Annotated in this window: 10 protein-coding genes; all 10 read left to right on the top strand. The window is 70.6% G+C overall.

Annotation, left to right across the window (positions count from 1 at the left end; translation table 11 throughout):
- The first annotated feature begins 10 nt into the window (after positions 1-10).
- The 10 genes from ade to NVS83_RS00885 all read left to right on the top strand — a co-directional run bounded on the left by ade (position 11) and on the right by NVS83_RS00885 (position 11,876).
- Positions 11-1,747, top strand: coding sequence for an adenine deaminase (gene ade, locus NVS83_RS00840; RefSeq protein WP_258737633.1), 1,737 nt, complete (start codon positions 11-13; stop codon positions 1,745-1,747).
- 79 nt (positions 1,748-1,826) lie between these two features.
- The gene (locus NVS83_RS00845; protein ID WP_258737634.1) at positions 1,827-2,558 is read left to right on the top strand and encodes a lysophospholipid acyltransferase family protein; all 732 of its coding nucleotides are present in this window, start codon (positions 1,827-1,829) and stop codon (positions 2,556-2,558) included.
- Positions 2,555-3,781 (top strand): NAD(P)/FAD-dependent oxidoreductase, encoded by a 1,227-nt coding sequence (locus tag NVS83_RS00850; RefSeq protein ID WP_258737635.1) that lies wholly within the window; start codon positions 2,555-2,557, stop codon positions 3,779-3,781. The genes NVS83_RS00845 and NVS83_RS00850 overlap by 4 nt, the downstream gene beginning before the upstream one ends.
- Positions 3,782-3,873: 92 nt before the next feature.
- Positions 3,874-4,785 (top strand): LysR family transcriptional regulator, encoded by a 912-nt coding sequence (locus tag NVS83_RS00855; RefSeq protein ID WP_258731305.1) that lies wholly within the window; start codon positions 3,874-3,876, stop codon positions 4,783-4,785.
- A gap of 140 nt (positions 4,786-4,925) precedes the next feature.
- Complete coding sequence (locus NVS83_RS00860) at positions 4,926-6,101, top strand: ABC transporter substrate-binding protein (protein ID WP_309486162.1); 1,176 nt, start codon at positions 4,926-4,928, stop codon at positions 6,099-6,101.
- Between the two features lie 150 nt (positions 6,102-6,251).
- The gene (locus NVS83_RS00865) at positions 6,252-7,295 is read left to right on the top strand and encodes an ABC transporter ATP-binding protein (protein ID WP_258737636.1); all 1,044 of its coding nucleotides are present in this window, start codon (positions 6,252-6,254) and stop codon (positions 7,293-7,295) included.
- A gap of 41 nt (positions 7,296-7,336) precedes the next feature.
- Entirely contained in the window at positions 7,337-8,284 is a 948-nt protein-coding gene (locus NVS83_RS00870) for an ABC transporter permease (protein WP_258737637.1), read from the top strand.
- A 33-nt stretch (positions 8,285-8,317) separates the two neighbouring features.
- Positions 8,318-9,118 (top strand): ABC transporter permease, encoded by an 801-nt coding sequence (locus NVS83_RS00875; RefSeq protein WP_258737638.1) that lies wholly within the window; start codon positions 8,318-8,320, stop codon positions 9,116-9,118.
- A gap of 11 nt (positions 9,119-9,129) precedes the next feature.
- Positions 9,130-10,581: a gamma-aminobutyraldehyde dehydrogenase gene (locus tag NVS83_RS00880; protein ID WP_258737639.1), complete on the top strand. Its 1,452-nt coding sequence runs from the start codon at positions 9,130-9,132 to the stop codon at positions 10,579-10,581.
- 176 nt (positions 10,582-10,757) lie between these two features.
- Positions 10,758-11,876: an efflux RND transporter periplasmic adaptor subunit gene (locus NVS83_RS00885; RefSeq protein ID WP_258737640.1), complete on the top strand. Its 1,119-nt coding sequence runs from the start codon at positions 10,758-10,760 to the stop codon at positions 11,874-11,876.
- Positions 11,877-11,884 lie beyond the last annotated feature (8 nt).

Here is an 11,884-nt window from a genome sequence, read left to right on the forward strand (position 1 = left end):
AGATGAGCCGATGAGCACGCTGACGCCCGCCGAGATCGGCCATTTCATCGACGCCGGGCGCGGGGTGGTGCCCGCCGACCTGGTGATCAAGGGGGTGCGGCTGCTCGACGTCATCACCGGCACCATCACCCAGACCGACATCGCCATCGTCGGCGACCGCATCGTCGGCACCTATGACAGCTACGAGGGCACGCGGCAGATCGACGGGACCGGGCTGTTCGCGGTGCCGGGCTTCATCGACACCCATCTGCACGTCGAATCCTCGCTGGTCACGCCGCTCGAATTCGACCGCTGCGTGTTGCCGCGCGGGGTGACGACGGCGATCTGCGATCCGCACGAGATCGCCAACGTGCTTGGCGTCGAGGGCATTCGCTACTTCCAGCGCTGCGCCGAGCACACGCTGATGGACCTTCGGGTGCAGCTCTCCTCCTGCGTGCCGGCGACCGCGTTCGAGACCGCCGGGGCGGAGCTGACCGCCGCCGACCTCGTGGCGCTGCGCGGCCATCCGAGCGGGATCGGGCTCGCCGAGTTCATGAACTTCCCCGGCGTGCTGTTCAAGGACGAGGGGTGCCTCGCCAAGCTCTCGGCCTTCTCGGACGGGCACATTGACGGGCACTGCCCGCTGCTGAAGGGGCGCGACCTCAACGGCTACATCGCCGCCGGCATCCGCACCGAGCACGAGGCGACCGCGCTCGCCGAGGCGCGCGAGAAGCTGATGAAGGGCATGACGGTGCTGATCCGCGAGGGCTCGGTCTCCAAGGACCTGCACGCGCTGATCCCGCTCATCACCGCCGACACCTCCGCCTTCCTCGCCTTCTGCACCGACGACCGCAACCCGCTCGACATCGCCGAGGAGGGCCATCTCGACTACATGATCCGCGAGGCGATCCGCCACGGCGCGCCGCTGCACCATGTCTACCGGGTGGCGAGCTGGTCGGCGGCGAACGCGTTCGGGCTGAAGGACCGCGGGCTGATCGCGCCGGGCCGGCGGGCCGACATCGTGCTGCTGGAGAACCTCGAGAGCTGCACCGTGCGCCAGGTGATCTCGGCCGGGCGGCCGGTGACGGCCGAGCTGTTCGCCGAGCGCGGCACGGTGGAGCCGGTGGGCCTCGCCTCGATGAAGGCCGAGAAGGTCGAGCCGGACGATTTCCGCATTCCCGCGAGCGAGAGCGCGACCCGGGTGATGGGCGTCGTGCCCGGGCGCATCATCACCGAGGACGTGACGCTCGACCTTCCGGTGGTGGACGGCGAGAAGCAGGTGGACCTCGCCAAGGACGCGGTGAAGGTGTGCGTGGTCGCCCGCCACGGCAAGAACCGCAACATCGGGCGCGGCTTCGTGCACGGCTTCGGCATGAAGCGCGGCGCCATCGCCTCCTCGGTCGGCCATGACAGCCACAATATCTGCGTGGTCGGCGCCGACGAACTCGACATGGCGGTGGCGGTGAACCGGCTGATCGAGCTGAAGGGCGGCTTCGTGGTCGCCAATGACGGAGCCGTCACGGCCGAGCTCGCCCTGCCGGTGGCGGGGCTGATGGCGACGACCTCGTTCGAGGAGGTGCATGCCGGGCTGATCCCGCTGCGGGCGGCGGCGAAGGCGCTCGGCGTGGTGCTGCCCGAGCCGTTCCTGCAGGTCGCCTTCCTGCCGCTGCCGGTGATCCCGCACCTGAAAATTACCGATTTCGGCATGTTCGACGTCGACGCGTTCGCGCTGGTCGAGGCGGCGACGCCGGAAGGGGTGCAGGGGTGAGCGGCCGCCCGGCCCTCCCGCCGGCGGGCGCGATCTGCTAGACCGCGCCCGTCATCCGTTCGAGGTCCCGCGTCCGCCGATGTCCCGCCTGCGCTCCTCCGCCTTTCTCGTGCTGCTGGTCCTGTGGACGGTGCTGCTGGCGCCGTCCATTCCCTGGTACGCGCTGCGGCGTGAGCCGAAGGCGATCCGGCGCTTCTCGCGCTTCTGGGTCGGGGGGGTGACGGCGATCCTGCGGCTGGTCGGCCTCGGCTACCGCACCATCGGCGAGGAGAACCGGCCGGACGGGCCGGCGCTCTACGTCGCCAACCACCAGTCCGCCTTCGAGACCATCGCCGCCGCCGCGCTGGTGCCGGATGTCGCCATCGTGCTCAAGGAGGAGCTCTACCGGATCCCGGTGTTCGGCTGGTTCCTCAAGGTCTCGCCGATGATCGCCATCGACCGGGCGGCGGGCGGGGCGGCGATGAAGAAGATGTTCCGCGAGGGCCGCGCGGCGAGCGCCGAAGGGCGCAGCCTGCTGATCTTCCCGGAAGGCACGCGCCGGGCGGTGGACGAGCGCGCGGCGTTCCAGCGCGGCGTGGTGCTGCTCTACAAGGCACTTGGCCTGCCGGTGGTGCCGATGGTGAACAATGCCGGCATGTTCTGGCCGGCGCGCAGCTTCGCGATCCGGCCGGGCGAGATCACCGTCTCGTTCCTGCCGCCGATCCCGCCCGGGCTGAAGGACGAGGAGTTCCTCTCCCGAGTCACGCAGGCCATCTATGACGAGCGCGACCGGCTGGTGGCGCAGGCGCGCGGCGAGGAGGGAGCGCGATGAGCGGGGATGCGGGCATCGTGATCGTCGGCGCGGGGCAGGGCGGCTTCCAGCTCGCCGCCTCGCTGCGCGAGATGGGTTTCGCCGGGCCGGTGACGCTGGTCGGCGACGAGCCGGGCCTGCCCTATCAGCGCCCGCCGCTCTCCAAGGCCTATCTGAAGGGCGAGGCGGGGATCGAGCAGCTCGAGCTGCGCCCCGCCGCCTTCTATGCCGACCACGCGATCACGCGGGTCGAGGCGCGCGCCGTCGGAATCGACCGCCAGGCGCGGCGGCTCCTGCTGGAGGGCGGGGCGAGCCTGCCCTACGCCCATCTCGTGCTCGCCACCGGCGCGCGCAACCGGCCGCTGCCGGTGCCCGGGCACGAGATGGGCGGCGTGTTCTACCTGCGCACGCGGGCGGAGGCCGACGCGCTGAAGGCGGGGCTCGCCGGGGCGCGCCACGTGGTGGTGGTCGGCGCCGGCTTCATCGGGCTCGAATTTGCCGCCGTCGCCCGCGCCCTCGGCCATGAGGTGACGGTGCTGGAGGCGGCCGCGCGGCCGCTGGCGCGCGCCGTCTCGCCGCAGATGTCCGCCTTCTTCGCCGAGGCCCATGAGGCGATGGGCACGAAGCTGCGGCTCGGCGCCGGCGTGGTCGGGCTGGGCGGCGAGGGCGGGCGCGTGACCCATGTCGAGGCGACGGACGGGCAGGCGCACCCGGCCGACCTCGTTCTGGTCGGCATCGGCGTGACGCCCAATGTCGAGCTCGCCGCCGAGGCGGGGCTCGAGGTTGCCAACGGCATCGTGGTCGACGAGGAACTCTCGACCGCCGACCCCGACATCTCCGCGCTCGGTGACGCGGTGGCCTATCCGAGCGTGCATGCGGGGGCGATGGCGCGGCTGGAATCGGTGCAGAACGCGGTCGATCAGGCGCGCTGCATCGCCGCCCGGCTCACCGGCAAGGCGGCGCATTACTGCGCCGTGCCGTGGTTCTGGAGCGACCAGGCGGATCTGAAGCTGCAGATCGTCGGCCTTTCCGGGCCGACCGACACGGCGGTGCTGCGCGGCGACCCGGCGAGCCGGCGCTTCTCCGTGTTCCGCTTTCACGAACGACGCCTGACCGCGATCGAGAGCGTGAACCGGGCGGCCGACCACATGCTCGGGCGCCGCCTGCTGGCGGGGCGGCCGAGCCTGACGCCCGAAGAGGCGGCCGACGAGAGCTTCGAGCTGAAGAGCCTGCTCGCGCGGTAGGCGCGAGGCGAGGGGGCGCGGCTTGGCGAGCTGCTTGGCGCGGTGCGGGCGAGGCGGCATAGTGGCCGCTCCGTCACCCTTCGGTTTCGCCGATGGCCTTCTCGCTGCGCCAGCTCCAGTATTTCGTCGCCGTGGCCGAGAACGGCTCGGTGTCCTCGGCCGCGCATACGCTTTCCATCTCGCAGTCGACCGTGACCGAGGCGCTGCGCGAGCTGGAGCTCGACCTCGGCTTCCGGCTGCTGGAGCGCCATGCGCGCGGGGCCGACCTGACGCTGAAGGGCCACCATTTCCTGCGCCACGCCCGCAAGATCCTCGGCGACGTCGCCGATGCGCGCCGCTCGCTCGCCGGGCCGCAGGCGAGCGCGCCGGAGGGGCGGCTGTCGGTAGGAGTGACGCCGCTGGTGGCGGGCTATGTCTATGCCGACCTGCTGGCGCGCTTCTCCCGCGCCTTTCCCGGCATCGCGGTGGAGGCGGTGGAGGACGCGGCGGACTATCTGGAGCACCTGCTGGTGGGCGGCGAGCTCGACGTCGCGGTGATGGTGCTGCCGCCGGGCCGGCGCTCCGCGGCGCTGCACACCGAATCGGTCGAGGTCTCGCCCTATCGGGTGTGGATGCCGCTCGGCCACCGTGCGCTCGCCGAGGAGCGGGTGAGCCTGACTGACCTTGCCGGCGAGCCGCATGTGCTGCTGACCATCGATGAGATCGCCGAGGCCTCGCAGGTGGTGTGGCGCCGGCTCGGCATCCGCCCGCCGGTCGCCTTCCGCACCCGCTCGGTGGAGGCGGTGCGCTCGCTGGTGGCGACCGGGGCGGGGGTCGCGGTACTGCCGGACCTCACCTATCGCCCCTGGTCGCTGGAGGGCGACAAGATCGAGGCGCGGGCGCTGGTCGACGAGGTGCCGGCGGTGGAGGTGGCGACCGCCTGGCGGCGTGGCTCGCCGCTCTCGCCCGCCGCGGCCGGCTTCGTCTCGGTCGCCGCCACGCGGCACGGCGCGCGGGGCAGGTAAGGGGAGGGAGCGATCCGGCCCCTTTCCATCGGATTTTCCGATGGCTGCGTTCTTTTCTTTGGTGTGGCGAAGGAGCCGACGCAGCGGCACACTCGCTTCCAAAGGGGCCGCTAGCGCCCGCAGACAGAGGGAATCCGATCATGCCGACGTCGCGTGTCACCCGTTATCTGCACCTGCCGGCGCTCGCCGCCTGCGCCTCGCTCATCGTCCAGCCCGTCCTCGCCGCCGAGATGACCGAGCTCGGCAAGGGCGAGGGGCAGGTCGATATCGTCGCCTGGCCCGGCTACATCGAGCGCGGCGAGACCGACAAGGCCTATGACTGGGTCTCCAGCTTCGAGAAGGACACCGGCTGCAAGGTCAATGTGAAGACCGCCGGCACTTCGGACGAGATGGTGGCGCTGATGAACGAGGGCGGCTTCGACCTCGTGACCGCGAGCGGCGACGCCTCGCTGCGCCTCATCGCCGGCAAGCGGGTGGCGCCGATCAACACCAAGCTGATCCCGAGCTGGTCCAGCGTCGACGAGCGCCTGCAGAACGCGCCCTGGCACACGGTGGACGGGGTGCATTACGGCGTGCCCTACCAGTGGGGCTCCAACGTGCTGATGTACAATACAGAGGCCTTCAAGGGCGCGACGCCCAAGAGCTGGAGCGTGGTGTTCGAGGAGCAGACCCTGCCGGACGGCAAGTCCAACAAGGGCCGGGTGCAGGCCTTCGACGGGCCGATCTACATCGCCGACGCCGCGCTCTACCTGATGGCGCACAAGCCCGAGCTCGGCATCAAGGACCCGTACGAGCTCAACGAGGAGCAGTACAAGGCGGCGCTCGACCTGCTGCGCGGGCAGCGCAAGATCGTGCAGCGCTACTGGCACGACGCGATGATCCAGGTCGACGACTTCACCAATGAGGGCGTCGTCGCCTCCTCCTCCTGGCCGTTCCAGGTGAACCTGCTGATCAGCCAGAAGCAGCCCGTCGCCTCCACCATTCCCGAGGAGGGCGCGACGGGGTGGGCCGACACCACCATGATGCATGTCGACGCCCCGCACCCGAACTGCGCCTATAAGTGGATGCAGCACTCGCTCGATCCCAAGGTGCAGGGCGACCTCGCCTCCTGGTTCGGCTCCGTCCCCTCGGTCCCCGCCGCCTGCAAGGACAACGAGCTGCTCGGCGCCGAGGGGTGCAAGACCAACGGCATGGACGATTTCGAGAAGATCCACTTCTGGCGCACGCCGGTGGCGAAGTGCCCGACCCAGGAGGCGGGCTGCGTGCCCTATTACCGCTGGGTGTCGGACTACATCGCCGTGCTGGGCGGGCGCTGAGGCCGGCCCCCACCTGACGGGCGGCCGCGCCGCCGCCCGTCCCGCCGGAAGATATCCGCGCGCCACCCCGTCCGGCGCCGCGTTGCGAGGGCCGTCCGGTTGGGCGCCGCCCGCAGCGCGGCCCGCCGCCCGCAGAAAGCCGTCCTGCCCATGCACGCCACGCTCGACACCGTCCCCGCCACACCGGCCGTCCGCTTCCAGGGCGTGGCGCGCCATTTCGGGGCGATCCGGGCGGTGGACGGGGTGGACCTGTCGATTGCGCCGGGCGAGTTCTTCGCCATGCTCGGCCCTTCCGGCTCGGGCAAGACGACCTGCCTGAGGCTGATCGCCGGATTCGAGCAGCCCGATGCCGGCCATATCGAGATCTTCGGCGAGACGGTGGAAGGCCTGCCGCCCTACCGGCGGGCGGTCAACACCGTGTTCCAGGACTATGCGCTCTTCCCGCACCTCTCGGTCGGCGACAACGTCGCCTATGGCCTGCGCGTGCGCGGGGTCGCCCGCGCCGAGAGGGCGCGGCTGGCGCGCGAGGCGCTGGCCCTCGTCAAGCTGGCGGGCATGGAGACGCGCCGGCCGGCGCAGCTCTCCGGCGGCCAGCGCCAGCGGGTCGCGCTTGCTCGCGCGCTGGTGGTGCGGCCCAAGGTGCTGCTGCTCGACGAGCCGCTCGGCGCGCTCGACCTCAAGCTGCGCGAGGAGATGCAGAGCGAACTGAAGGGGCTGCAGCGCGCGCTCGGCCTCACCTTCGTGTTCGTCACCCACGACCAGGGCGAGGCGCTCTCCATGGCCGACCGGGTGGCGGTGTTCAACGAGGGGCGGATCGTGCAGGTCGGCCCGCCCGAGGCGGTCTATGAGCGCCCGGCGACCCGCTTCGTCGCCGGCTTCGTCGGCTCGGCCAACGTGCTGGAGCCGGCAGAGGCGGCGGCACTGGGCGGGGCGGCGCGGGTCTCGAGCCTGCGGCCGGAGAAGATCGTGCTGCTCGCCCCCGGCGCGCCGGCGCCCGAGGGCACGGGCGTGGTCGAGGCGAGCGTCACCGACGTCTCCTATCAGGGCCCGGTGCGCCGGGTGGCGGTGCGCGGCGCGCGCGGGCTCGCCCTCGTCGTCGCGGTGCCGGCCGGGGCGGGCACGGTCGAGCCCGGGCAGGCGGTGCGGCTCGCCGTGCCGGCGGGTGCGCTGCAGCCGATGGAGGGCGAGCCATGAGCTTTGGAGCCACGGGCCCCGGAGCCATGAGTTCTGGAGCCATGAGCCCCGCCGGCTTCGACCTGCCCGCGCCGCGCGAGGGGATCGGCCGGCGCCTTTCCGACGCGCTGACACGCCACGGCCGGCTGCTCACCCTGCTGCTGCTGACCCCGCCGCTGCTGTGGCTGGGGCTGATCTATCTCGGCAGCCTGTTCGTGTTTCTCGCCCAGTCGATCTTCTCGATTGACCCGTTCTCCGGGATGATCGTGCGCGAGCCGACCACGGCGACGCTGATCGAGCTGTTTCGGCCCGCCAATTTCGACATCGTCCGGCGCACCGTTCTGGTGGCCGCCGCGGTGACGGGGCTGTGCGCGCTGCTGGCCTTTCCCATCGCCTATTACGCCGCGCGCTATGCCGGACCGAAGGTGAAGGCGGGATTCTACCTCGCGGTAATGATGCCGCTGTGGTCGAGCTATCTCGTCAAGGTCTATGGCTGGAAGCTGCTGCTCGCCAAGGAGGGCGCGATCGGCTGGTTCGCCGGCCGGCTCGGGCTCGGAGGCGCGCTCGACGCCTGGCTGGCGCTGCCGGTGGTCGGCGGCCCCTCGCTCTCGGTCAGCTATACCGGCATGGTGCTGACCTTCACCTATCTGTGGCTGCCCTTCATGATCCTGCCGATCCAGGCGGCGCTGGAGCGGGTGCCCCCGCACCTGATCGAGGCGGCGGGGGACCTCGGCGCCTCGCCGGGGCTGGTGTTCCGCACCGTGATCCTGCCGCTCGCCATGCCCGGCGTGGTGGCGGGGGCGATCTTCACCTTCTCGCTGACGCTGGGCGACTACATCGTGCCGCAGATCATCGGCACCTCGGCGCTGGTGCTGGGGCAGGCGGTCTACACGCTGCAGGGCACGGCCGGGAACATCCCGCTCGCCGCCGCCTTCTCGCTGGTGCCGATCCTCGTCATGGCGCTGTTCCTCACCATCGCCCGGCGCACGGGGGCGTTCGATGCGCTGTGATCCTCGCCCGTTGGCAATGAGGAGCGCCGCGCAATGACCCGCGCCTCGCTCGCCCTCAAGGCCGCGGCATTGGGCGGGCTCGCCTTCCTGCACGTGCCGCTGATCTTCATCCTGCTCTACTGCTTCACCACGGAAGAGCGCAGCTACGCCTTTCCCCCGCCCGGCTACACGCTGAAATGGTTCGCCGTGGTGTGGGACCGCGCCGACATCTGGGCGGCGATCGGGCTCTCGCTCAAGGTCGCGGTAGCGGCGACGGCGCTGGCGCTGGTGCTCGGCACGCTTGCGGCCGGGGCGCTGGCGCGGGCGACGTTCTTCGGGCGCGAGCCAATCTCGCTGCTGCTGGTGCTGCCGATCGCGCTGCCGGGCATCGTCACCGGCATCGCGCTGCGCCAGGCGTTCGGACTGATGGACATCCCGTTCTCGTTCTGGACCATCGTCATCGGCCACGCCACCTTCTGCATCGTCGTCGTCTACAACAACGCGGTGGCGCGGCTGCGCCGGCTCTCGCCCTCGCTGATCGAGGCCTCGATGGACCTCGGCGCCGACGCCTTCCAGACCTTCCGCCTCGTCGTGCTGCCGAACATCGGCACCGCGCTGCTGGCCGGCGGCATGCTGGCCTTCGCGCTCTCATTCGACGAGGTGATCGTGACCACCTTCACCGCCGGGCAGCAGTCGACGCTGCCGATCTGGATGCTGTCCGAGCTGATCCGCCCGCGCCAGCGACCGGTGACCAACGTGGTCGCGGTGATGATCATCCTCGTGACCTTCCTGCCCATCCTCGCCGCCTATTACCTGACCCGCGAGGGTGAGGCGGTGGCCGGCTCAGGCAAATAGGAGACGCCTCCATGACCGCGCTTTCCGATACGCAGATGCTCATCGGCTCCGACTTCGTCGCCGGCACGGAGACCGCCGAGACGGTGCTGAACCCGAGGACCGAGGAAACGCTGATCGAGCTGCCCGAGGCTTCGCCCGACCAGATCGAGGCGGCGGTGAACGCGGCCGAGAAGGCGTTCGCGGGCTGGTCGCGCACCACCCCGGCCGAGCGCTCCACCCTGCTGCTCAAGCTCGCCGACCGGATCGAGCAGGAGGCGGAGGCGTTCGCGACTCTGGAGGCGCTGAACTGCGGCAAGCCGCGCCATGCGGTGCTGAACGACGAACTGCCCGGCGTGGTCGACTGCTTCCGCTTCTTCGCCGGGGCGGCGCGCACCCAGCACGGCATGGTGGCGGGCGAGTACCTGGCCGGCCACACCTCGATGATACGGCGCGACCCGATCGGCGTCGTCGCCTCCATCGCGCCGTGGAACTACCCGCTGATGATGGCGGCGTGGAAGCTCGCCCCGGCGCTGGCTGGCGGCAACACGGTGGTCATCAAGCCTTCCGAGCAGACCCCGCTCACCATGCTGAAGCTGGCCAGGCTGATCGCCGACATCTTCCCCGAGGGGGTGGTGAACGTGGTAGTGGGGCGCGGTGAGAGCGTGGGCAATGCGCTGATCAACCATCCGAAGGTGGCGATGATCTCGCTGACCGGCGACATCGCCACCGGCAAGAAGGTGCTGACCGCCGCCGCGAAGACGGTGAAGCGCACCCATCTCGAGCTCGGCGGCAAGGCGCCGGTGATCGTGTTCGACGACGCCGACATCGAGGCGGTGGTCGAGGGGGTGAAGATCTTCGGCTACTACAATGCCGGCCAGGACTGCACCGCCGCCTGCCGCATCTATGCCGGCGGCAAGGTCTACGAGAAGCTGGTGGCGGACCTGGCCTCCGCCGTGTCGGGGCTGAAGTTCGGCGAGGCGGACGATTCGCTCAACGACATCGGCCCGCTGATCTCGGCGCGCCAGCGCGCGCGGGTCGCCTCCTTCGTCGAGCGGGCGGCCGAGCTCAACCACATCGAGATCGCGACCGGCGGCAAGGCGGCCGGCAGCCCGGTCTCCGGCAAGGGCTTTTTCTACCAGCCGACCGTGGTCGCCGGGGCGTTGCAGTCGGACGAGATCGTGCGGCGCGAGGTGTTCGGGCCGGTGGTCTCGGTGACGCGCTTCAACGATGTCGACGAGGCGGTGGGCTGGGCCAACGACAGCGACTACGGGCTCGCCTCCTCGGTGTGGACCCGGGACGTCGGCAAGGGCATGGCGACCGCTTCGCGCCTGCAATATGGCTGCACCTGGGTGAACTGCCATTTCATGCTGGTGAGCGAGATGCCTCATGGCGGGCTCAAGCAGTCCGGCTACGGCAAGGACCTCTCCGCCTATGCGCTGGAGGACTACACGGTGGTGCGTCACGTCATGGTGAAGAACGGCTGAACGGCGCCGTTTTGCGGCCCGCGCGCGGTCGATGGTGGCCGGCGCGCCACGCCTTGCCGATTTGTGATGCCGGAAGGTCAATTATGACGGATAATTAAATTGGAATTTCCGGCGTCTTCTGCTGTGTCGCAACATGGATATCCCATGCTTCGGGCGCAGCTTGGCGAGGACCCTTCATGCGACGCAGGACCGGCATCGTGCTGGGTTTGGCCATTCTCGCTGGCGCGGGGGTCCTCGCGCAGCAGAAGGGCTGGCTCGATGCGGGGCTGAAGGAGGGGCTGGCGGCGATTGAGGGTGAGGCCCGCGCCGCGCCCGAGCCCGGCGGCGGCGCCAGCCGGCGGGTGCCGGTCGAGGTGGCCCCCGCGCGCTCCTCGCAGGTGACCACCGACATACGCTCCATCGGCAGCCTGCAGTCGGACGAATCGGTGAAGGTGGCCTCCGAGCTCGACGGGCGGATCGAGCAGATCGCCTTCCGCGAGGGCCAGCACGTGAAGGCGGGCGACGTGCTGGTGCAGCTCGACGCGGCGCTGGTGAAGGCCTCGATCGAGGAGACCGAGGCCCGGCTCGAGCTCGCCAACGCCAATTACGACCGCGCCCAGAAGCTGCAGAAGAGCGGCTCGGGCACCGCGCGCGCGCTCGACGAGGCCCGCGCCGAACTCAACACCGCCAACGCGCTGCTGGATTCGCAGCGGGTGCAGATCGCCAAGCACACCATCACCGCCCCGTTCGACGGCGTGGTCGGCCTGCGCTCGGTCTCGGTCGGCGCCTACATCACCGCCGGTACCGAACTGGTGAACCTCGAGAAGATCGACGTGCTCAAGGTCGACTTCAAGATCCCCGAGATATACCTGCGCAGCGTCGCGGTGGGACAGCAGGTGGAGATCGCCGTCGACGCCATGCCGGGCGAGACCTTCTCCGGCGAGGTCTACGCCATCGACCCGCTGATCGACGTCAACGGGCGCGCGCTCAGCGTCCGCGCCCGGCTGCCCAATCCCGGCCTCGTGCTGCGCCCCGGCCTGTTCGTGCGGGTGCTGCTGAAGGGCCGCGACACCCGCACCGCGATCTTCGTGCCCGAGAGCGCGATCGTGCCGCGCGGCCAGGAGCGGCTGGTGTGGACGGTAGACGACGGCAAGGCGGTCGAGCGCAAGGTGACGCTCGGCGAGCGCCGCGCCGGCGAGGTCGAGGTGGCGAGCGGCATCGATCCCGGCGCCACGGTGGTCACCGCCGGCCAGGCCCGGCTGCGGGCGAACGCCCCCGTCGACGTGGTGAGCACGCCCCCGGACCCGCAGAGCTGAGCCGCGAC

This window comes from Ancylobacter mangrovi (genome assembly GCF_024752335.1).
In the GTDB taxonomy this organism is placed as follows: Bacteria; Pseudomonadota; Alphaproteobacteria; order Rhizobiales; family Xanthobacteraceae; genus Ancylobacter; species Ancylobacter mangrovi.

Coding starts and splice junctions, on each gene's coding strand:
- ade (WP_258737633.1), top strand. CDS start 11: ATGAGCACGCTGACGCCCGCCGAGATCGGCCATTTCATCGACGCCGGG.
- NVS83_RS00845 (WP_258737634.1), top strand. CDS start 1,827: ATGTCCCGCCTGCGCTCCTCCGCCTTTCTCGTGCTGCTGGTCCTGTGG.
- NVS83_RS00850 (WP_258737635.1), top strand. CDS start 2,555: ATGAGCGGGGATGCGGGCATCGTGATCGTCGGCGCGGGGCAGGGCGGC.
- NVS83_RS00855 (WP_258731305.1), top strand. CDS start 3,874: ATGGCCTTCTCGCTGCGCCAGCTCCAGTATTTCGTCGCCGTGGCCGAG.
- NVS83_RS00860 (WP_309486162.1), top strand. CDS start 4,926: ATGCCGACGTCGCGTGTCACCCGTTATCTGCACCTGCCGGCGCTCGCC.
- NVS83_RS00865 (WP_258737636.1), top strand. CDS start 6,252: ATGCACGCCACGCTCGACACCGTCCCCGCCACACCGGCCGTCCGCTTC.
- NVS83_RS00870 (WP_258737637.1), top strand. CDS start 7,337: ATGAGCCCCGCCGGCTTCGACCTGCCCGCGCCGCGCGAGGGGATCGGC.
- NVS83_RS00875 (WP_258737638.1), top strand. CDS start 8,318: ATGACCCGCGCCTCGCTCGCCCTCAAGGCCGCGGCATTGGGCGGGCTC.
- NVS83_RS00880 (WP_258737639.1), top strand. CDS start 9,130: ATGACCGCGCTTTCCGATACGCAGATGCTCATCGGCTCCGACTTCGTC.
- NVS83_RS00885 (WP_258737640.1), top strand. CDS start 10,758: ATGCGACGCAGGACCGGCATCGTGCTGGGTTTGGCCATTCTCGCTGGC.